At 40.1% G+C, this 21,953-nt stretch carries 25 protein-coding genes; 20 read left to right on the forward strand and 5 right to left on the reverse strand.

Going from position 1 to position 21,953, the window contains the following annotated elements:
• Positions 1-28: 28 nt before the first annotated feature.
• From D7Z94_RS16195 to D7Z94_RS16255, 12 genes are all read left to right on the forward strand, one after another.
• Positions 29-961 carry an endonuclease/exonuclease/phosphatase family protein gene (locus tag D7Z94_RS16195; protein WP_120712622.1) on the forward strand — a complete coding sequence of 311 codons (933 nt, stop codon included), beginning with the start codon at positions 29-31 and terminating at the stop codon, positions 959-961.
• Between the two features lie 595 nt (positions 962-1,556).
• Entirely contained in the window at positions 1,557-2,192 is a 636-nt protein-coding gene (locus D7Z94_RS16205; RefSeq protein ID WP_120712624.1) for a DUF2306 domain-containing protein, read from the forward strand.
• A 33-nt stretch (positions 2,193-2,225) separates the two neighbouring features.
• Positions 2,226-2,885, forward strand: coding sequence for a Rossmann-fold NAD(P)-binding domain-containing protein (locus tag D7Z94_RS16210; RefSeq protein WP_120712625.1), 660 nt, complete (start codon positions 2,226-2,228; stop codon positions 2,883-2,885).
• A gap of 265 nt (positions 2,886-3,150) precedes the next feature.
• Positions 3,151-3,711 (forward strand): Crp/Fnr family transcriptional regulator, encoded by a 561-nt coding sequence (locus D7Z94_RS16215; protein ID WP_120712626.1) that lies wholly within the window; start codon positions 3,151-3,153, stop codon positions 3,709-3,711.
• Positions 3,712-3,780: 69 nt separating this feature from the next.
• Complete coding sequence (locus D7Z94_RS16220) at positions 3,781-4,659, forward strand: sterol desaturase family protein (protein WP_158594660.1); 879 nt, start codon at positions 3,781-3,783, stop codon at positions 4,657-4,659.
• On the forward strand, positions 4,656-5,486 hold the full coding sequence (locus tag D7Z94_RS16225) for an ABC transporter six-transmembrane domain-containing protein (protein ID WP_120712628.1): 831 nt from the start codon (positions 4,656-4,658) through the stop codon (positions 5,484-5,486). Before D7Z94_RS16220 ends, D7Z94_RS16225 begins: the two co-directional genes overlap by 4 nt.
• Positions 5,487-5,660: 174 nt before the next feature.
• Positions 5,661-6,113 carry a nuclear transport factor 2 family protein gene (locus D7Z94_RS16230; RefSeq protein ID WP_120712629.1) on the forward strand — a complete coding sequence of 151 codons (453 nt, stop codon included), beginning with the start codon at positions 5,661-5,663 and terminating at the stop codon, positions 6,111-6,113.
• A 69-nt stretch (positions 6,114-6,182) separates the two neighbouring features.
• Positions 6,183-6,893 (forward strand): helix-turn-helix transcriptional regulator, encoded by a 711-nt coding sequence (locus D7Z94_RS16235; RefSeq protein ID WP_211341795.1) that lies wholly within the window; start codon positions 6,183-6,185, stop codon positions 6,891-6,893.
• Positions 6,894-6,952: 59 nt separating this feature from the next.
• Complete coding sequence (locus D7Z94_RS16240) at positions 6,953-7,339, forward strand: DUF4345 domain-containing protein (protein WP_120712630.1); 387 nt, start codon at positions 6,953-6,955, stop codon at positions 7,337-7,339.
• A gap of 107 nt (positions 7,340-7,446) precedes the next feature.
• Positions 7,447-8,130, forward strand: coding sequence for a helix-turn-helix transcriptional regulator (locus D7Z94_RS16245; RefSeq protein WP_120712631.1), 684 nt, complete (start codon positions 7,447-7,449; stop codon positions 8,128-8,130).
• A 115-nt stretch (positions 8,131-8,245) separates the two neighbouring features.
• Entirely contained in the window at positions 8,246-8,554 is a 309-nt protein-coding gene (locus D7Z94_RS16250; protein ID WP_147415914.1) for a hypothetical protein, read from the forward strand.
• A gap of 113 nt (positions 8,555-8,667) precedes the next feature.
• Positions 8,668-9,147 carry a nuclear transport factor 2 family protein gene (locus D7Z94_RS16255; protein WP_147415915.1) on the forward strand — a complete coding sequence of 160 codons (480 nt, stop codon included), beginning with the start codon at positions 8,668-8,670 and terminating at the stop codon, positions 9,145-9,147.
• Between the two features lie 2 nt (positions 9,148-9,149).
• Here D7Z94_RS16255 and D7Z94_RS16260 read toward each other — a convergent pair whose 3' ends face one another.
• Entirely contained in the window at positions 9,150-10,127 is a 978-nt protein-coding gene (locus D7Z94_RS16260) for a M28 family peptidase (protein WP_120712634.1), read from the reverse strand.
• Between the two features lie 229 nt (positions 10,128-10,356).
• Between D7Z94_RS16260 and D7Z94_RS16265 the strand changes: the two genes are divergently transcribed.
• From D7Z94_RS16265 to D7Z94_RS16290, 6 genes are all read left to right on the forward strand, one after another.
• Positions 10,357-11,637, forward strand: a complete 1,281-nt coding sequence (locus D7Z94_RS16265; RefSeq protein WP_120712635.1) for an RNA polymerase sigma factor — start codon at positions 10,357-10,359, stop codon at positions 11,635-11,637.
• A gap of 88 nt (positions 11,638-11,725) precedes the next feature.
• Positions 11,726-12,082, forward strand: a complete 357-nt coding sequence (locus D7Z94_RS16270; RefSeq protein WP_120712636.1) for a YciI family protein — start codon at positions 11,726-11,728, stop codon at positions 12,080-12,082.
• A 12-nt stretch (positions 12,083-12,094) separates the two neighbouring features.
• On the forward strand, positions 12,095-12,304 hold the full coding sequence (locus D7Z94_RS16275; protein ID WP_120712637.1) for a hypothetical protein: 210 nt from the start codon (positions 12,095-12,097) through the stop codon (positions 12,302-12,304).
• A 1-nt stretch (position 12,305) separates the two neighbouring features.
• A complete protein-coding gene (locus tag D7Z94_RS16280) occupies positions 12,306-12,776 on the forward strand; it encodes a YHS domain-containing (seleno)protein (RefSeq protein ID WP_158594661.1) in 471 nt (156 codons plus the stop codon).
• Between the two features lie 161 nt (positions 12,777-12,937).
• Positions 12,938-14,074: an alpha/beta hydrolase-fold protein gene (locus D7Z94_RS16285; RefSeq protein WP_120712639.1), complete on the forward strand. Its 1,137-nt coding sequence runs from the start codon at positions 12,938-12,940 to the stop codon at positions 14,072-14,074.
• A gap of 107 nt (positions 14,075-14,181) precedes the next feature.
• Positions 14,182-15,024, forward strand: coding sequence for a DNA alkylation repair protein (locus tag D7Z94_RS16290; RefSeq protein ID WP_120712640.1), 843 nt, complete (start codon positions 14,182-14,184; stop codon positions 15,022-15,024).
• A 44-nt stretch (positions 15,025-15,068) separates the two neighbouring features.
• On the opposite strand, the gene D7Z94_RS16295 is transcribed toward D7Z94_RS16290, so the two are convergent.
• The 4 genes from D7Z94_RS16295 to D7Z94_RS16310 are packed head-to-tail and all read right to left on the reverse strand — an operon-like array spanning position 15,069 to position 18,600.
• Complete coding sequence (locus D7Z94_RS16295) at positions 15,069-15,953, reverse strand: dienelactone hydrolase family protein (RefSeq protein ID WP_120712641.1); 885 nt, start codon at positions 15,951-15,953, stop codon at positions 15,069-15,071.
• Between the two features lie 16 nt (positions 15,954-15,969).
• Positions 15,970-16,851 carry an MBL fold metallo-hydrolase gene (locus D7Z94_RS16300; RefSeq protein ID WP_120713173.1) on the reverse strand — a complete coding sequence of 294 codons (882 nt, stop codon included), beginning with the start codon at positions 16,849-16,851 and terminating at the stop codon, positions 15,970-15,972.
• Between the two features lie 43 nt (positions 16,852-16,894).
• Positions 16,895-17,596 carry a LytR/AlgR family response regulator transcription factor gene (locus tag D7Z94_RS16305; protein WP_120712642.1) on the reverse strand — a complete coding sequence of 234 codons (702 nt, stop codon included), beginning with the start codon at positions 17,594-17,596 and terminating at the stop codon, positions 16,895-16,897.
• On the reverse strand, positions 17,593-18,600 hold the full coding sequence (locus D7Z94_RS16310; RefSeq protein WP_120712643.1) for a sensor histidine kinase: 1,008 nt from the start codon (positions 18,598-18,600) through the stop codon (positions 17,593-17,595). Before D7Z94_RS16310 ends, D7Z94_RS16305 begins: the two co-directional genes overlap by 4 nt.
• Before the next feature lie 260 nt (positions 18,601-18,860).
• Here D7Z94_RS16310 and D7Z94_RS16315 point away from each other — a divergent pair, with 260 nt between their 5' ends.
• Positions 18,861-21,203 carry an outer membrane beta-barrel family protein gene (locus D7Z94_RS16315; protein WP_120713174.1) on the forward strand — a complete coding sequence of 781 codons (2,343 nt, stop codon included), beginning with the start codon at positions 18,861-18,863 and terminating at the stop codon, positions 21,201-21,203.
• Between the two features lie 30 nt (positions 21,204-21,233).
• The gene (locus D7Z94_RS16320; RefSeq protein WP_120712644.1) at positions 21,234-21,743 is read left to right on the forward strand and encodes a hypothetical protein; all 510 of its coding nucleotides are present in this window, start codon (positions 21,234-21,236) and stop codon (positions 21,741-21,743) included.
• Positions 21,744-21,953: the final 210 nt, after the last annotated feature.

The raw sequence follows: 21,953 nt of genomic DNA on the forward strand, positions 1-21,953 counted from the left end.
AAATTGTTACAGAAAGAAATAGCGCACAATGATTCGCTTAGGTGTGCAAACCTTTATCAATTATATTTGGAAAAAAGAAGTAACCTTTAAGGTTCCCATGTTTTTAGATAAGATGAATGCTAAAAAAATAATAGTCCCGCTTCTCCTAATTTTTCTTTGCCGAACAGATGGGATTCTTGCCCAAGAAGCTCCATTGACCATAAAAGTATTGAGCTATAATATTCATTACGGTGTAGGAATGGACGGAAAAAAAGACCTTAAGCGGATTGCCGGTGTTATAAACACCATAAATCCTGATATTGTAGGTCTTCAAGAAGTCAAGGACTCTACCATGATGGCTGCCCTAGGCCAATTGACCAATATGCACAATGTTTTCGGGGCTTCTACCGAAAAGGAAATGCCCAACCTGTACCGCTTGTTGGACATTCCCGTACCTGATTCCCAATTGCACTATGGTGATGGTATATTATCCAAGTACCCTTTTGATTATGTGGGCAATGTTTCCATTCCGAGTGCAAGTAGCAGTCGGTATGAGGCGATGTGTATTAACGTAGACCTGTCCAAGAAATCAAGTGAAAAGATCATGGTTAGATTTATCACCACCCATTTTGATTATTTGAATACCATTGGCTCCCAGATGGCAAGGAATGCAGCCGTTGAAGTAATAGAAGCTGCCTTTATAACTAAAGATAGTTATAAGGCGTACATTATGACCGGTGATCTGAATGCTACCCCCGAATCCGAAGTATTGAATGTTCTTGAACACAAGGGCTGGCAAAAAGGGGATTTTGATGAAGAATTACCAACGGTTCCGTCCAATGCACCCCGAAAACAGATCGATTACGTTTTGGTACGACCGAAAGAGCGGTGGAAAGTCATTGATGTTCGTGTAATCGATGAACCAATGGCATCAGATCACTTGCCTATTCTCATGACCTTGGAACTGATTCCTGGGGATTGATTTTAAAACAGATTTATGAAATTGTCTTCATTGGTCTTATGTTGGTTAACTTCGGTTCTTAATGATTGTTTCCATGCAATTCGTATCTGGAATTCAATAAAAGGCAGTAAGGTGATAAACGAGATTTCAATTCAAATAGGAGGTATTTTGGGTCCCGTACTGATGATTCTTTCGTTATCCTGATACCTGAATTTTAAAATTTGGAAAAATGTTGCCCCAACCGTGGTTGCATTAAATGGACTGATACTACTAATATCTGGATTAATAATTGTTAGATTTCATAATTTTTGGAATCTCAATTGGACTTTAATTATTACTATTTTAGGGTGGTTGGTATTTTTAACAGGAACCTTTAGGCTGTTTGTTCCAGGTACCAAGCAAGCAAAGGAAAATACCTTTACAAAAATATTTTTAGTAATTCTTTTTTTGATTGGAGGTTTTATAACATATAAAAGTTATATAAACTGATTTCATTGCGCAAGCGGTCAAAAAATACTGAAGAAACAATATACTAATTATAGCCAAACATTGTAAATTACACTATACCCAACACAAGTTGGCCGCATGATATCACAGTTGTCTCCAATTTAAACAAATGAAGAGAGGAACTAAAAATAATTTTGGGCTGATTCTACTTCTTCTGGTTGTGGTTGCCTTTTCGCTTTACTATTACCAACGGGATATCAGTTTTTATCTTTTTGCGGATACCAGTGAGTATAGTGCAATCCGCTTGCAATTCAAGTGGTGGATAATGGCCCATTTTGGATTTGCTGCTTTCACCTTATTTGTTGGCCCGCTTCAATTTGTTCCACAAATCAGGAAAAACTATCCCAAGTTCCACAGGTTGGCAGGCCGCCTTTACATCATAGGTTCTATTGTATCGGCAATCACGGTTTATGTGTTATTGGCGACAACCTATGAGCTGCCGGGGGCTATTCCCTCATTGGGTTTATTGGCGGCCATATGGTTATTTACTACCGTGGCGGCATACCGGTTTATACGAAAACGTAATGTTCTAAGGCACAAGGAATTTATGCTAAGGAGCTATGTTTGCGGTCTTGCTTTCGTATTTATCCGTTTACTCCCCGGCGTACATGAATTAACCGGGCTGTTTAGCTTCATTGAGGATAGTGAGATGAGAAGGACCGTCTATGAATGGATTTGTTGGGTGTATCCATTGATATTAGTGGAATTTTGGTTGGTTTGGAGAAAGCAACTTCTCCAAGCGTAGCGATGGGCCGTAAATTACATAATTTAAAAATACATGAGGATAATCATTACAGGAAGTACGGGAATGATAGGAAATTTAGTTTTAACCCATTGCTTGAACGAGACCGAGATAACCGAAGTTATAAGCCTGGTTCGAGGACTGACCGAACAGAAACATACCAAACTCATGGAAATAGTAGTCAAGGACTTTGCAAACTATAGCGAACAGGACAATTTATTTAACAATATAAAAGTTGCTTTTTTTTGTCTCGGGGCCTACACGGGGCAAGTTTCCGACGGGTTATTTAAAAAAATCACGGTGAATTATGCAGTCGAATTTGCCAAGGCCTTGGAGAAAAATAGTCCTGGGGCGATACTATGTCTATTAAGTGGGGCAGGAGCGGATAGGGCGGAAAAGAGTAAAACTTCCTTTGCGCGTTACAAAGGGATGGCCGAAAACCAAATTTCCAATTTAAAGCTCAGATTTTATTGTTTTAGACCGGCATATATTTACCCGGTGAAACCAAGGAAGGAACCGAATTTCGGATATGCGATACTTAGAGTGTTATATCCATTACTTAAACTCTTTGGCGAGCGATATAGCATTACATCAACAGAGTTGGCAGAAGCCATGTTCCATGTTGGACTTAACGGTGCGGACAAGGAAATTTTAGAAAATCGGGACATATTGAAATACAAGGACGCCAAAGCATGAAATTGGACTAGCATTAAAACGGCTGACAAAGAAATATAATACCAGTTTACAACAAGAGCTTTAATTTATTAGCTGTTTTTCACTAACTTCCAATAAAGAAACCATCAGCGGCTGGATTTCCAATACTGCCATAAATCATTGCGACTGAAGTTCTTACTCGGAATTTTGAGCCTTTTTGCTAAATTCACATGTACAACGGAATGACACGCTGTGTTATTCCATAACGAAATCCTGGCTTAAACCGTTAGCGGTAATAAAATGTACTATGCTTATTGAAACCATTTCAAAACACATTCATCTTCAAGAAAACGACAAGCAGCAAATAGCAGGTTCCTTTAAAAAAGAGGTTTTCAACAATGGCGAAATATTGTTAAAAGAGGGTAGTTATACCAAGCATCTGTATTTTATTGAACAAGGGTTTATTCGCTCTTTTTACAACAAGGATAATGGTACGGAAAAAACACATTGGGTCTATACCGAACAAGATTTTGTGACGGCATGGTACAGTTTTTTTACCGATAGGCCAAGTTTTGAGAGTTTGCAAACCTTGGGCAAGACCAGCATTTATTCCATCTCAATACTAGAATACCGCAAACTATATGAAAGCAACGAATCCTTCAACATCTTTATCAATTCGTATTACCAGCATATTATAGCCGAAATGGATTTTTTAACCAAGACCTTTACTCACTTATCAGCAAAGGAAAAATATCAGTATTTGTTGGATACAAGTCCTAATTTACTGCGTGAAATCAAACTCGGATATATAGCCTCTTTACTCGATATTAGCCAGGAAACCCTGAGCAGGGTAAGAGGACAAAACTGATTTTTTGATTTAGGTCAAAAAATGGCCGCTTTCCATCTCCTAATTTTGTCCCGGATATTTTAAATGCTTATGGAGGACATTATTGTAAAAATGGAGGAAAACATTGAACTTGTGCTATTGGCCATATTTGCCTTTTCAATGGGATTGGCAATCGTCGAGTTCTTTTACGAATTGTATAAAAAGAAAATCACAAAATGGCGTCTAGGTGAAATGTGGGCAAGCTTTTCTGTGTTTATTGTGGCGCAGTTTTTTGAAAAGATCGGCACTGTGGTATTTGCAGGTGCCTTTTTCGTAGTCGCAGAATTTATTCCTTGGCAAATTCCCGTGAACATTTGGACAACTTTGTTATGTATTCTGCTTATCGACTTTTTGTATTATTGGGAGCATGTAATTGAACATAAAGTACGAATTTTATGGACGTACCATAGCATTCATCACAGTTCACCTATTTACAACTACACCACGGCTCTTCGGGTTTCTTTTATCGATAGTTTTATTACATGGATATTCTATCTGCCCGCAATTTTAGTAGGATTTCATCCATATGTTGTTCTCCTTACATTTTTTCTGATTTTATCGTATCAGTTTTGGTTGCATACCGAAATTATTGGCAAACTGGGTTGGTTTGAAAAAATATTTATGACACCCTCACAGCATAGGGTACATCATGGCAATGATAAAATGTATCTGGATAAAAACTTTGGTGCCCTTTTATCCATTTGGGATAGGATATTCGGAACGTTTCAAGAGGAAAAGCACATCCCTACTTATGGATTGACCAAGCAAATAAGAACCATAAATCCAATAAAGGTGCATTCACATGAATTCATCGGAATTTATAAGGACTTAAAAAAAGCTCAAAACTTTAATGAAGTTTGGAATTATTTGCTAAAAGGACCAGGGTGGAAACCTAAAAGGGAACGTCAAACCAAAACGGTTTCCAAATGAATTTCAAATCATTATGGATTCAGTACAAGTATCGATTCCTATTAACAATAGGACTGATTTTGCTGGAAGCCACCATCCTTATTCTATTTCCCTTGTTTATTGGTAATGCGATCGATGGAGCTATACATAATGAATCCTCAGGTGCTATTCAATTGGGAGTTTTAGGATTTTCCCTGCTTATTGTTGGTGCAGGGAGACGTATGTTCGATTCCCGTTTTTATGCCAAGGTATATCAGAACATGGGAGTTGATGCAATAGGAAGACTCAAGGACAAAGAGGCTTCCATAAAAACGGCTCGCTTGGGCATGATCAAAGAGTTGATCGAGTTTTTAGAAAATTCATTGCCAGAGTTCATCAATAATACCATTGGTTTGGTAGGCGTTATTGCCATTCTGGCCACACTCAACTTAAATGTATTTTATGGTAGCTTGGCGGTTAGCATCATTATCTTCTTCATTTATGGGCTAGGCAGTAAAAAAACAATGCAATACAATGAACGGACAAATAACGAATTAGAACGTCAGGTAGATGTAGTTTCACAGAATCTTGAAAATGAACTTTCCATGCACCTAAAAGAAATGATGAAATGGAACATAAAACTATCCGACTTGGAGGTTGTGAATTTTTCTTTTTCATGGATGGTTGCAGTTGCTTTTCTGGTAGTTTCTATAATTATATCCGTAGGTGATGGCATTGTGCAATTCGGTGCCCTATTCGCTTTGGTAATGTATGTCTTTCAGTATATCGAAAGTATAATTAATCTGCCTCTCTTTTATCAAAATTTGCTTAGGTTAAAAGAAATTCTTTTTAGGTTAAAACGCACTTGAGATTAGACCCAAAAATATAGTGTTGCCAACAACTACTATAGCACATTGCTTGGGTTTTCACTTTGGAAAATCACTTACGGACGAACTGCGTTTTATTTACTAATTTAGTCGATAAGCCGCCTATACACAAGCCGTCATGACACGTCTAAGACAACATCAAAAACAACATCGAAAATGAAATCATCTGGTATCTTCGCTATAGCCGTTTTTTTACTCATTACTTTTTCTATTCAAGGACAGACCCCAAAGGACTCCCTGGACATTAAACAGGTTGCGTTGGATTATATCGAATCCCAACATAATGTGAAACCTGAACAATTTGAACGTGCCGCTCATCCTAGAATGGTCAAAAGAACTTTTTGGACGGATAAGAAAACCGGGAAGGAGTATTTACGAGAAACATTTACGGATGCCATGATCCTATTGGCCGAGACCTATAATCGGGATGGGGACCAGTTTCCGGAGAATCCAAAAAAGGAGGTTATCATTCTTGATATTTATGATAAAACCGCCTCGGTAAAACTCGTAGCCGATGACTGGATCGATTATATGCACATCGTAAAACTGAACGAAAAATGGCAACTGGTAAATGTATTGTGGCAATTCAATGATTCCGGGAACCATTAATACATACCGCAGCACTATATAAAATACACTTCACGCTGGACGCTTTAGCCACAGGCAGACTAAACGAAAATGAAAGAAAAGGAAAAACCAAGACTTTCTAGATTAACGGCCATTATTACGCAGCTGCAATCCAAAAGGCTTATTACCGCAAAATACCTGGCCGAAAAGCATAACGTAAGTATACGGACCATCTACAGGGACATCCGTACCCTTGAAAAATCCGGGATACCCATTGTTACGGAAGAAGGTAAAGGATATTCCATTATGGAGGGGTACCACCTTCCACCTGTCCTATTTACCGAAGATGAAGCCAATGCCTTGATTACCGTGGAGCAATTGGCGATTCACAACAAAGATCGATCGTTGAGCGAAAATGTTTCCAGTGCCATTGAAAAAATAAAAGCTATTTTGAGGTATTCCCAAAAGGGAAATGCGGATTTGTTGGCAGGTAGAATCTATTTTGGAGGTCATCAGAACGTGAAGAAGTCGAGCAATAACCTGATGCAGATACAATCGGCCATTACCCAATACAAAGTCTTAACCATCGATTATCTTTCTTCGGAAGCTAAAAGTACCATTAGAAGCATTGAGCCATTTGCCATATATAGTATTAACGGCGATTTCCTGCTAATTGCCTTTTGTCGGTTGCGCAATGATTTTAGACACTTCAGAATAGATTTTATCAAAAAACTTGTGGTGAAAAACCAAACGTTTAATCCGCATAATATGACGATACAGGAGTACTTTGAGAAATACATAAAAAATCAACAATACCCCTGACACATCTCTGTCACAACTCCATTTTAGGTTTGCAGTGAAACCATCTTAAAAAAGTAAAAATGGAAATTGTTGAAATCGTTATTCTCTCAGTATCAAGCCTTATATTACTCTATGTAGGCGCAATGCGTTTAAGTCGTCCCATAAAGAACTACTTGGAAAATTCTGGAATTACCTTACAAAATGATGTCAACCTGTTAAATGAAATGCGGGGCGTAAGTTCCGTAATGCTCTGCGGAGGAATCATTATTCTCTTGGGAACGATCATACCAAGCATAACCTTTACCTCATTTGTGGTGGCAGCATTGATTTTTCTTGGATTTGCATTAGGTAGGTTTATTAGTATGGCAGTCGATGGGAAACCAAATAAAAAGATAATCCAAGGTATTTGGTTTGAAATTGTTTTGGGTGCAGCAAATGTTTTTAGCTTGGTGAATACCTGGGTTTAAATCGATCCATAATTATTGATTTGCATTTTATATTTAATAATGGCAATGGTTACCCAAGTGTTCTATAAAGGCACAAGCTATAAACACTACGATTTAATCCGAACATCATGAACAGGCTTACCAGAATAACGGCAATTTTAATTCAATTGCAGTCAAAGAAAATTGTTACCGCAAAGGAAATTGCCGGACGGTTCGAGATTAGTCTGCGAACGGTTTACCGGGATATTAAAACGCTACAGGAAGCAGGTGTTCCCATCGGTTCGGAAAATGGGGTCGGCTATTTTTTGGTAGATGGGTACCGATTGCCCCCGGTTTCGTTGACCGAGGAAGAAGCGAACGCCTTAATCGTTTCAGAAGAGTTCATAAAGAGGCAGGGAGACCGATCGTTATCCAAAAATTATGATTCGGTCATTATCAAAATAAAATCGACCCTGAGAAGCTTTCAGAAGGACAATATCGAGTTCCTCGCGGACCGTACCATTAGTTTTGTAAAGGGTGAGGTTATTGAAAGTAATGGGCTGTCCGAAATACAAAAGGCCATTTCCAACAAAAAAGTGGTCGATATTACCTACCGGTCCATTTATAAGGAAGAATTAACGATCCGCAAGATTGAACCTCAGGCAGTTTATTTTACCAATAACTTATGGATCGCCATCGCCCATTGCCGTCTTCGGGAGGAATTCAGGGAATTTAGATTGGATAGAATCGATCAGCTAGTGGTGACCGCCGAAACTTTTGAGCCAAACCTGAAATTCAGCTGGCAAAATTATTTTGGACGTTTCCAGATCTAGTTGACATAGGGCTGTCACTGGCTCACTTTACTTTTGAACTATGAGAAAAAATGATTACAGGTTTAACAGTTTTGACGGCTTATGGGTACAGCCTGTCAGGCACAAAAAAGGTAAAATGAAACAAGCTCAAGTTTTAGAAATGGTGCTATGGAAATCCAAGGAAGGTATTAGCACCGAAGAAGCAAAAGAATCCATTACAAGGCTTAATGGTTTTGTAAAAGATCAACCCGGATTTATCTCCAGAAAGACTTCATTGGCGGATGACGGAAAGTTCTTGGATATTGTACTATGGACGGACCTGAATTCTGCCAAGGTAGCTTCGGAAAAAGCCATGAAAAATAAGGACCTTGTGGAAATCTTTAGTACAATCGATGAAAGGGGAATGAGTTTTCAACACTTCGAAGTCTTTAATAGTACGGAGTAACGGGGCAAAAAGCAGTGCTTTAGTAAAAACGGTTTGGGAGTATGCCCAAACCGTTTTTTATTTAATTGAAGTATATTGTGATTACAAACGCCATAAGAAAAAACACGGAACTTATGAAAAGAGTGCTAGTTGGGGTAGTCTTGGTAATCATGATGGGTTCTTGTAAGGACACCGGGAATCGCAAGGAAGAACAAAAACCAGTAGTAGATAAAATAACGGAAGAAGAAGCCCTGGGTTTGCTACATCAATGGACGGATGCCTATTTGGCGGGTGATGCGACCCCTTTACACGAGATTCTTGACGAATCTTGGGTGTACTCCGGCTCCTCTAATGGCCAGGTTTCAGATAAGAATGCTACCATTGCCGAATTTGCTAATGCGGACTATACATTTCAGGATATTGTTTATGAAGGCTTGGATGTTCGTCTATATGATGATGTTGCAGTGGTCAGAGGATCAGAAAGGATGGTGATAGTCGGAAATTCAGGTAAGGACACCACAAAGTTGGCACTTCGTTTTACCGATGTATATCAAAAGAAGGATGGGAAAATTAAGGCCATAGCCACACATAGCTCTCCCATCACGGAAGAATGAAATCATTGCTCCATAAACATGGTGGGGTCGGTTACGCTAATTCCATCAGGATGCTCAAGAAAATAATCCGCAATATGCTTGTATAGCTGAAGGTGTTCCTCAACGCCTTCCCAATTCCAATTATCGGTAACTTCATCTTTGGGAGTATGTATTCCTCCCAAATCCAAGGGTTCCGCAATTTTACCTCCCTTTAAGCGATCTCCAGTCCAAAGTGTCAATGCTGGAATTCCTTTTTCAAGGAACGATGCCGTATCAAAACTCGTGTTCAGATCATCTACCCAATCAGGACTGATATAGTGCCAACCCAAGGGATTCAGTATCGTTTTGACTTCATTAATAAAATCGACTCCCTGTCTGGGAAAAATGAAATAATCCTCCCGCGGCCCGGAAACATTAAAGCCATCGATATTTAGACAAATTATAATGTCCTCACTTGGGAAAATGGGATGATCCACATAAAATTTGCTTCCGTAAAGGCCAAGTTCTTCACCTGCAGTTGCTAAGAAAACCAAGTTATGCCGTGGAGTGCCGGCGTTTTTGAATATCCGGGCAAGTTCTAGCAGTGCGGCGACCCCAACGGCATTATCCCGTGCACCGTTATAAATGGTATCTTTTTGGTCTTCTTGCTTTTGTATACCGAAGCTGTCATAATGCGCCGTAAACACGATTGATTTTTTACTAGGGGCACTTGCCTTGATAAATCCCACTACGTTGGATTCCATTTCCACTTCCCCGGGAAATGGAAATTTTTGGTAAAATGAGTTACCATCAATTTGCTGAAGTTCTATTGACTTGAACTGCTCGGCGATATACTTAGCCGCAAGTCGGATTCCCCGGCTACCGGTTCCCCGACCTTCAAGTTTATCCGAAGCGAGATATTCGGTATGGGTCCTTATATTGTTCTTGGATTGTGCGTGGAGTACAAATGGCAATAACAGTACTATTAAACCCCATTTAACTCTTCGGTCGAAATTGATCATAACAATGTATTGGAATTCTATTTAAGGATTCCGATTTTTCCAATTCGTTTCATCAGGATGTAAAAAAACTGAAAATGGGTGGTAGATGTTTTTCATAATCTGGATCGGAACGCTGCAAAAGACATGGAATCTCTAGGGCAAAGGTGTTCAGTACAAAGAGTTTTCCCTACATTTATTCAAAACAACAAGCAGACCGGAATGATTTGGGTCCATTTTCGCCAACAGCAGGATGACCGTAGATAAAAAGAACATATCGGATCAAATAGACCACGTATTCAGATATGAATATGGTAAACTTGTTTCCGTATTGACCAAAACGTTCGGGACTTCAAATATTGAACTTGCTGAGGATGTAGTACAGGAAGCTATGCTCGAAGCGCTTCATAAGTGGACATATAATGGAGTGCCGGACAACCCTGTCGGATGGATCTATAAGGTAGCCAAATACAAAGCCGTAAATATCTTGAACAGGGAAAAGTACAAAAGGGCATACGCATCGGAGGTGGCCCATCACTTGCAATCGGAATGGACCCTGGAACCTACGTTAAAACACATTTTTACGGACAAGGAAATTGCGGACGATCAATTACGAATGATATTTACTTGTTGTCACCCATCAGTTTCAACGGATTCACAAGTTTCCCTTACCCTAAAGACATTATGTGGGTTTAGCATACCGGAAATTGCAAAGGCATTTCTTACTACTGAAGAAAACATAAACAAAAGACTGGTACGGGCCAGAAAAATGATAAAAGAGGCAGATATTCCTTTTGAGGTACCAACGGGCAACGAACTCGAACAGCGGCTTTCAAGTGTTCTTGAAACCATTTATTTATTGTTCAATGAGGGTTATAACGCTACTTCCGGTACTAATTTGATTCGTTATGAATTATGTGAGGAAGCTATTCGCCTAGCCGAAATTATAGCCTCCAATCCCAATGTAAAATCCTCCAATACCTACGCGTTATTGGCTTTGATGACGCTGAACACGGCACGATTCAATTCGAGAATGGACGAATTTGATAATCTTTTGGATCTGGAGCATCAGGATAGAAGCCAATGGGATAAGGAATTGATAAAAAAGGGGCTTTACTATTTAGACTTTGCCACGGAACAGAACGAGGTTTCCATGTATCATATCCTTGCTACAATTTCTGCACACCATTGTACGGCATTAACCTATGAATCCACGGACTGGGAAGGTATTTTGGCCCTTTACGATTTGCTTATCAAAATAGACAAATCACCGATTGTCCTACTTAATCGCGCCGTGGTCCTTTCCAAGACCAGTACCCCCCAAAAAGCCCTTGAACAATTGCAAAAAATAAAGGACAACCCTGCGTTCTACTCGTATTTGCCCTATTACACCACAAAGGCATCGCTTCATTTTCAAAATAATGAGGTAAAAATTGCCATTGAGCTCTTGAATGCAGCCCTTGAACTTCCGGTTGAAAAAAAACGTAAGTATCTCATTACTAGAAAGATAAAAGAGTATTCCAAAAATAATTGATTTTTTTTTTCGGGTTCAATGTCCCTTTTGGTTCTTTTCATTTGACTTTGGGTCGTAAACAATTTTAATAATCGGTAAAGAAAATAGTATGCAAGAGTTTATGATTTTCATTAAGACAAAAGGTGACCATTTAGAGGGACTTTCCCCGGAACAACAACAGGCCCATGTTCAAAAAATTGGCGAATACATCGGAGGACTCATGGAGTCCGGTAAACTAAAAGGGGCACAACCCTTGGAAATGGACGGAGCGATCATCCATGGCAACAAGGGTGTTTTTAAGGACGGACCTTTTAACGAATCCAAAGAAGTGATCGTAGGATACTTTCATATAGTTGCCGAAAACTTGGAAGAGGCCGTCCAAATTGCAAAGGCAAACCCGATGTTCCATGATGCGGAAGGCGGAATAGAAGTTAGACCGATCAAGCAAATGGACGGAATCAATTAAAAACGAAATAGTATGAGCATAGAGCGCCAAAATAGTACGGTAGCATATGAAGGGCATTGTGCCTTTGCCGTTAGTGCAGGAAAGACCGATGTCAAAGGAGGAAAAAACAGCTTAACGATCGATGGGAAAACCTATTTTTTTTCAAATCCCCTGGCCAAATTTTTGTTCAAGCTCCTTCCAAATAGGGTAGAAAAGGCAGATGCCCATTGGAAAAACAAGTGATATGAAAAAAAGAACGAAAATAATACTCATAACGCTTGTCGTAATACTAGCCGTGGTATTCTCTTTTGCCAAAGTTAAACGGGTATCTCCGTTATCCTGGGGACATAAAGAAGTGAATCAGCCAATGTTTTCCAGCCAAGCCATAAACGGTTATGATGCGGTTGCTTATTTTACAGAGGACAAGGCCGTACTTGGTAATGAGGCATATTCATATAACTGGAAAAACGCGGATTGGTATTTTTCATCGGAGGATAATAAACAATTGTTTCTTGAAAATCCTGAAAAATATGCTCCCCAATATGGGGGTTACTGTGCTTTTGCAGTAAGTAAAGGATTCACGGCCAATACCGACCCCGGAACTTTCGAGATGATAAACGGAAAGCTTTACCTTTTTGATAGTGAGGGTGTAAAGACGGATTGGAAAGAAAATCTAAAAGAAAATCTGCAGAAATGTGAAGCGAACTGGAGGTAGTACGGACCACAACGACCTATAAGGGAAATAGCGGTTTGGATCAATATCCAAACCGCTATTTTGTTTAAATTATGTAAATTCCCAAACAAAAGAGTAGTACTTGTTAATCTACTTCTACTTTTATACTAAACGTTGACTGTTATCCGAAAATTTGTACACTAATGAAAATTGAGAACAAAAAGCGTTTAATAGACTTTCCAATTATTTTACTTTTTTTGGTAATGTCATTCATTGGAGCGGCCCAAGACGCCAACCCCCCAATTTATACCTCTCCAATTGTCAATTCGGATAGGACGGTTGTATTCAATATCTATGCTCCCAAGGCAGAAAACATACATCTTATAAGTACCATCCAACCTGAAAGTATTCCATTGGTCAAAGCAAAAAATGGCCTTTGGTCAGTTACAATTGGCCCTGTACCTCCCGAAATTTATCACTATCAATTCAATGTTGATGGGGCTAAAATAACCGACATGAAAAACCAGTCTCCCTATCCATGGTTGGAGGGGAAAAGTGAATTGATAGTTCCGGGAACACCGGCTCTTTTGCATGAAGTATCGGATGTTCCCCATGGGACGCTACATGACCATATCTATCATTCAAGAACAATTGGGGGCCCAAATAAGGTAAGAATCTATACTCCACCCAATTACAATCCCCATGATGATAGGCACTATCCCGTTCTTTTTCTTCTTCATGGCTTTGGGGAAAAAGTGTCCTTTTGGTCCGATTTCGGGAAGATTAATTTAATTACCGACAATTTAATCGCCGAGGACAAAATTATGGAACCCATTATCGTGATGCCCAATGGCGATCCATTGGAAGCCGAGTATTATAGGTTTTTTAGCTCACAGACAGAGGGTAATATCTGGATGGAAAAAAATATTGATGTTTTGGACAAAGACCTTCGAAATGATTTGTTGCCGTTTTTGAAATCACATTATAAAGTGAAAACGGAAAAACAGAACATGGCAATATGCGGTTCGTCCATGGGAGGGATTCATGCCATTGTTTTAGGTGTTAGAAACTTGGACAAATTCAGTTGGGTAGTAGGATTGTCGACAGGCCTCAAGATACCGCCATTTGATATTGTGGACAAAGAACAAATTAATGGATTAAAACTATTGCAATTAAATACCAGTAAAAAAGATGAATGGGGCTTTGCCCAAAGCAATAAAGTTCATAAATGGTTAACAGATCATGATATAAAACACAATTATATAGTTACTGATGGCGGACATGAATGGGATACGTGGAGAAAAGACATGATTGCATTACTGCCCCGATTGTTTAGATAAACAAAATCAGAATTAACCTAGGAAAGATTCGCAAATCGCCATTATAGTTTGCAAGAGTGCGACCGCAATTTGTTGTGAAGATTTATCCATATGCAATTGACAAGAGTATGACAAAATTAAAATTGCCGGAAGCTCCAAATTCCATTCAGAAAGGAGTACCTCTAAAACTTGTTCTGGACAAGCCAGCCATTACACAGCTTGGGAGTAATTTGAAGTTGGTCCATAAAAAATTTGATGAAAGTTCCTTTGTTAAGGAAGCGGTGTCCAACATAGAACCTCTTACCCTAAAAGAGCGCGGTTTGAAGATAGCGGAAGTGTTAAAAAAATATTTGCCCAATACCTATTCGGAGGCGATAGCCGTATTACTAGCATCGCTTACCCCGCCTTTGAAGGATACGGAAAACCTGGGATTATCCGGAATGTTTTATTTGCCCCATGTGAGTTTTGTGGAACAATATGGCCTAGACAGAAGCTATAACAACAATGAGGATTCCTTTGCTATTTCGATGAAAGCGCAGTACGAACTGACAAAACGGTTTTCTTCGGAGTTTTCGATCCGCAGTTTTATTATTGACCAACCTGATAGAACATTTTCCATTTTGTATGATTGGATGAACGACCCGGATCCACATGTCCGCAGACTGTGCTCGGAAGGGACCAGACCTAGATTGCCTTGGGCACAAAAAATAAGTTTATTGGTGGAAGACCCCAGTCCTTCCTTACCGATATTGGAAAAATTAAAAAATGATGAAAACCTTTATGTAAGGCGAAGTGTAGCGAACCACGTTGGCGATATAGCAAAGGACAATTTGGATTTAGCCTTGCAATTGTGTGAAAGCTGGCTTGGTAATGCATCCAAGGAGCTGAAATGGGTCATTCGTCATGCTCTAAGGCATCCTGCCAAAAAAAAAGTCGAGAAAGCCCTGGAACTTCGAACAAGGGCAAAATAATAGGATGTCAAAATTTCTATCGCCCAAACTAGCACACACTCCGGTCAATTCAACTTCTCCTTAAAAAAGTCTATCGTTCTTTGCCATGCCAGTTCCGCGACTTCCTTATCGTACCGTGGCGTGGTAGTATTATGAAAACCATGGTTTACATTGGGATAGTTGTAGGCCACATACTCTTTTCCATTATCTTTTAAGGCTTCTTCGTAAGTGGGCCAACCTTCGTTTACCCGGGTATCCAATCCGGCAAACTGAAGCATAAGAGGTGCCTTTATTTTATCGATATCCTCTTTGGGCTGTCCTCCATAAAAAGGAACGGCCGCGGCCAATTCCGGTATTTTTACGGCCATCATATTGGAAATCCATCCGCCAAAGCAAAAGCCTACGACTCCGATTTTTCCACTACAATCTTTGTGTGATTTTAGATAGTTATACGCAGCGATAAAGTCTTCCAACATTTTGTTACGGTCCCTTTTTCGTTGCATGGCCCTCCCTTCGTCATCATTGCCGGGATAACCGCCCAGAGGGGTCAAGGCATCCGGGGCCAGGGTAATAAACCCTTCCAAGGCCGCCCTTCGAGCGGTATCTTCAATGTAAGGGTTCAACCCTCGATTTTCATGAACTACGACGATTCCTCCCAACTTTCCTTGGGCGTCCTTGGGCCTGGAGAGCAGCCCTTTGATCTCTCCCCCTCCTTCAGGTGAATCATAGGTAATATAATCTGAATCCAATCTTGGGTCATCTTTTTTGACCAGCATAGTATCTACATAGTTGGGCATTAAAAAACTCATCAACGAGGTAACGGTGATGCCCCCAACTGCATAAAGTCCTAATTTTTCAATGAATTCCCGACGTTGGATTTTATTATGGGCATAGTCATCATACAGGTCAAAAACTTCCTGCTTAATGTCATCTTTTTTCAGTGTTTTCATACTAATGCTGTTTTAATCAATCCACAGTTTTGTAAATGGATTCGATGATTCGATCTGAATTGATAAACCCTTGGCCATGGGTAGTGTCCCATTCCTTTGAAAGACCCATATTCTGGGCTTCGACTATGGTTTTTCCATCGTCTTTAGCTTTCTTGACCCGTATGCGCAACGTAGCCAGCATATCGCGAAAGGCTACCAAATCTTTTCTACCCATAACCTTGCCGTGACCGGGAATTATTTGGGTATCCTCGTCCACAATAAAAAGGGCCATATTCAAATTTTTGATAAAACCATCAATGTCTCCATTGGAATTGATGTCGATAAAGGGATAGCCATTGGTCAAGTTATCGCCCATGTGAATAACATTGCTTTGCGGAAAGTACATATAGGAGTCCCCATCGGTATGTGAGTTGTTGACATGCATGAGATGCAGGGAATTTAAGCTATCCAAATGTATGGTAAACGCATCATTAAAGGTAATCTGGGGCAATGCGGCATACGGTGAGGACGGGGTGGTCCTGCCTCCACTTCGTTCCTGCTTTTTGGACATACGTTTGCGGACGTTATCATGCGCAATAATTATGGCCCCTGAATTTCCCAGGTTTTCATTACCACCAGTATGGTCTCCATGCCAATGCGTATTCAGCACAAATTTGATAGGCTTATCCGTGATTTCCTTGACCTTTGAAAGGATTTTTTCGGTCAAGGCCCCAAATTGATCATCAATAAGATAGGCATAGGTATCGCCAATTGCCAAACCTATGTTCCCGCCCCGGCCATAAAGTACGTGGACATTGTCTGCAAGCTTTTCCGAAGTAATGTTTACATCGTCCATATCGTTTTGTGCAAAACCGTTTAAAAAGAAAAGCCCCAGAAATGCGTATATCAGTTTTTTCATTTCATAACTTTTAGTGTTGTTTTTGGTCGGGGTCATAATATTATCATTTGAGCAGACTTTTCATAAACTCCTCCTTATACGCCCTTCCGATGGGGATTTTATTTTGATTTACGAGGTAGACCAAATTGCCTGAAATCCGCTCGATTTTTTCCGTATTTAAGATAAAGGATTTATGGATCCTAAAAAAATGATGGCCTTCCAACTCATGCAGCCAATGCCGAAGGGGTTCATTGGAGAGGAGTTTGCCCTTATGGGTATGTATTTCGGTATAGTCTGCGTCTGATTGGATATGGATGATATCGCTTATTCGAATCTTTATATGCTCGTGTCCCGATTTTATATAGATTTCCTTTTTCAACTGATTTCCCGCTGAAATGGTATCGAGTCTGTCTATTTGGCCTGTATGGGGTATTTTGGAAATGGCCTGTAGGAAGCGTTGAAAGGAGAAAGGTTTTAATAAGTAATCCACCACGTTGAGGTCATAGCTCTCCAAGGCATAATCCGGGAAGGCCGTAGTCAATATTACATGGGGTGGATTGGGCAAGGTCTTTAAAAATTCGATTCCGGAAATTTTGGGAAGGTGAATATCCAGGAACATGATATCTACCTTTTCGCTTTTTAGGAATTCCATGGCGGAAATTGCATCAGAAAACACCTCTTTTAGGGTTAAGGTGCCCACATCGGCTATAAATTTTTTTAAAATTCGCTGGGCCGGCGGCTGATCCTCTATGATGATACAATTCATTGTGCTTTCGTTTTTTCCAATTCTAACTCCAAATGCACTTCAAAATTTTCATCTTTTCGATTGATGTCCAATCGATGTTTATTCGGATATAGCAGTTCCAAACGTTTTTTTACGTTTTCCAGACCAATGCCTTTGGCCACGGTATCCAAAGCTTCCGATGCCTTAAAGTTATTCTTACAATAGAATTTCAACGTGTCACCCTCCAATCGCAAATCGATATCGATGGTAATATTACTAGACTGTCCTGACTGGCTATGCTTAAACGCGTTTTCAATAAAAACGATTAAAATCAGGGGGGCTATTTTATGGTCCGAGGCGATATTTTGTGTGTTGAAATTCACCTTTCCCCGTTCCTCGATCTGCAGTTTGTTCAACTTTACGAAATTATGCAACTGTTCTATTTCCTTGGCCAAGGGAACAAACTTCTCCTTGCATTCGTACAACATATACCGGAGTACCCCGCTAAGTTCAAGAATAATTTCCGGGGTCTTGGCCGAGTTTTCCAAGGCATGCGAATAGAGATTGTTCAGGTTGTTGAACAAAAAATGGGGATTGATCTGGGATCGCAAAAACTGAAGTTCGCTTTCCTGGATGGTACTTGTGAGCTCATCGATCTGTCGCTGTTTTTGAAGGACATCCCATCCAAATTTGAATCCGGATAGAATTACAATGATTGGTAGTACATCGAACAGGGCAAAATAAATACCTGGGAAAATCCTGGCTCTACGGGTACCGGCAAAGAATATTTGCTCCAATATAAATTCCTCGATTAAAATAACTGCAAAAATGACCAGGGCCACCCACCCGAAGAAAGCCCACTGTTTTTTTCGGTACAGGAATCGGGGCATCAAATAATAGGTGATAAAGGCGGCTGCCAGGGCATAGCTCAAAAAAGACCATATTTGAAATCCATCGATGCCCGGATCGTTCCTGTCAAAGGAATAAAACAGAAGCACCAAGATGTGCAATACAATCTGAAAGAAGAGCTCTTTTCTTGAAATCACAAGAATTGAAATTTGAATGGTCTAAACTAAAGTATAAAAGGTAACCCATAAAAAGTTGTATTCCAAACGACGTTCTTTCTCCCCTGAACAACAGCGCTACATAAATTTTTACGGATAATTGTCGATTGGGGCCATATCCATGTCGTTTATAGGATTTTGTTTTCAATTTTTTCTTAAGAATTCCATCTTTGAAAGTATAATTGGAATACCCTATGAATTTGAAATCAAAATGTCTTGCTTATTTCTTGTTTAGCTTTTTTATGGCTATCTGTACGACTTTTGCCCAAAATACGGGCCCTATTACCATAAAGGGTATAGTAGTGGAACAGACTGGAGGACAGCCCGTGTCCTTTGCCACGGTAATGGTTGCGGATAACGAGACCAAAAAACCCATTAGCGGCACTACAACCTTGGACGACGGAAGTTTTGTTCTAGAGACCGAGGCGAATAATTTTTACATTGAAATCAGTTTCCTGGGTTTTCAAACAAGGACCTTTGGCCAGCCCGAGGTACGGAGTAAGACTATTGATCTGGGCACCATTGAACTTTCCGAGGATGCCGAACAATTGAAGGAAGTAGTCGTCCGCGGCGAGGAATCCGTTACAGAATTTAAGTTGGACAAACGTGTTTTTAACGTGGGAAAGGATTTGAGCACTACTGGGGCAAGCGCCTTGGACGTTTTGAACAACGTACCCTCCGTAAATGTAAGTATCGAGGGCCAGATAAGTCTAAGGGGAAGTGCAGGAGTACAGGTGCTCATCAACGGAAAGCCTTCCATTATTGCCAGTGAGGAAGGGAATACCTTGGGTACCATTACCGCTGACATGATCGATAGGGTGGAGGTCATCACCAATCCATCTGCCAAATATGATGCGGAGGGCACATCGGGCATTATCAATATTGTCATTAAAAAAGAAGAAAGGAAAGGGTTTAACGGCTCCGTTTCCGTAAATGCCGGTGCTCCTGAAAACAATAGCGTGGGGATAAGCTTAAACCGAAGGACAGAGAAGTTTAATCTATTCAGTCAGATAGGGGTAGGATTCCGAGATCTGCCCAACGACATTGATAATAGGAATGTGGATCTGATAAACAATACCACTATTTTGACCACCGGTGAGGAATTCAGGAATGAAAATTATTACAATTTCATATTGGGAACGGACTACTACCTAAGCCCCAATGACGTTATAACACTCTCGGGAAACTTTGCCCTGGAGCTTGAAGATCAACCCTCTACCACCAATTTTGCCGCCTTAGACGCCTCGGATGAAATTACCTCTCAATGGGAACGTAATGAAACCACGGAAGCTACCAATCCAAAATTCCAATATGAACTGCAGTATAAAAAAGATTTTAAAGGGGATGAGGACCACACATTAATGTTTAGTGCATTGGGGAGCTTCTTTGGAAAGGACCAATCCTCGGATTTTCTGGATACCACAATTTCCGGAGAAAACAATGATGATGCGCAACGGACCCGTACGGATTTTAAGGAATCTGTTTTTACCTTTAAATTGGACTATACCTTACCTCTTGCCAAGAAATGGACCATGGAAACTGGAACACAGTATGTCCTCAATGACGTAAGCAATGATTTTGAGGTCAATGATCTGATAGGGGGGGAATTTATCAATGACCCCGGTCTGACCAATATTTTTGAGTTTGACCAGAAGGTTCTGGGACTTTATGGCACCGGAGCCTATGAAGGGGAAAAATGGGGGGTAAAGGGAGGCTTACGTTTAGAGCAAACAGATTTGAACACCATACTGATCAATACCAACGAAATCAATGATCAGAATTATACCAACCTATTTCCCAGCGTACATACCTCCTATAAATTTTCCGAAAAGATATCGTTGCAGGCCGGTTACTCAAAACGTATTTATAGGCCACGGCTCTGGGATTTAAATCCTTTTTTCAATATTCGGAACAATTTTAACATTCGTCAAGGCAATCCGGACTTAATGCCGGAGTTTACCGATTCCTATGAGGTTACCAGTATTTTCTTTATAGGCAGAACTTCCCTTAATTTTGGAGTCTATCATCGGTATACCACGGATGTTATTGAGAGAATATCCATTTTTGAAAACAACGTGAATACGGTAAGACCGGAGAATATCGGTACCAATAGGGCCACAGGAATGGAATTCAATACCAAATATAGTCCTGTTAAATGGCTGACCCTCAATGCCGACTTTAACTACAGCCAGTTTGCCCGTGATGGCTCTTTTGATGGTACCGTCTTCGATTTCAGTGCAAACCAATGGTCTTCCAAATTGATGACCAAGGTGAAGCTTCCTGCGGACATTGATTTGGAAGCCACCGGAAATTATCGATCTAGCTACGAAACCGTTCAAGGTAGGATAAGTGAAATGGCTTTTTTGGACCTGGGTCTACGAAAAAAAATGTTTAAGGGAAGGGGTGTACTGAACTTAAGCGTACGTGATGCCTTTGCATCCAGAATACGAGAAAATGAAATAAGTCAGGAAAATTTCTTTATCTATAGTCGCCGTTTAAGGGGCACTTTTGTGGCCTTTGGATTCAGTTACGGTTTTGGAAAAGGTGAAGCCATGGAGTTTACTGGTGCGCGAAGAAGATTTTAATATATTTTTGCGGCCGAATAAACTTTGATTATGGGAAGAAAGACCGAACAGACCATGCGTACCTACCATAGGTATCTAGGCTTTTTTTTAGCTGGAATCATGGCCATGTACGCCATTAGCGGAATCGTACTTATTTTTAGAAATACAGACTATTTAAAAAAGGACATACAAATTGAAAAAAAGCTGGAAACCCATCTTACGGCCCAAAATTTGGGCAAAGCTCTAAAGAAAAAGAAGCTCAAGGTAAATAAGGAAGAAGGAGGAATCATCTATTTTGAAACCGGCACCTACAATACAACAACGGGGGAGGCCCAATACCTTGAGAAACGTTTACCTTTGGTATTAGATAAAATGGCCAAAATCCATAAGGCCAATTCCGATCACCCCTTATTTTTTCTCAATATCTTTTTTGGAGTGTCCCTTTTATTTTTTGTACTATCCGCCTTTTGGATGTTTAGGCCAAACACCCCAATATTTAAAAAAGGACTTTATTTTACTTTTGGAGGTGTTATTCTTACCTTGATTTTGTTATTTGTTTGACCAGCGGGCAAACCGTACATTTGTTTACGGCGATAAGATTCGATTCGGTTATAAAAAGTAAATGTATATCCGTAATTGTCCAGTAGCCAGAATAAACTATTTGAAATGTGATTTTTGTCACCTTGAGCGCAGTCGAAAGGTCGACAAAAACATCTCGACTACGCCTGTCTGCCGACAAAGGCAGGCTCGATGTGACAGTTGGATTCAATG

It is taken from the genome of Ulvibacterium marinum, assembly GCF_003626755.1.
Lineage (GTDB): Bacteria > Bacteroidota > Bacteroidia > Flavobacteriales > Flavobacteriaceae > Ulvibacterium > Ulvibacterium marinum.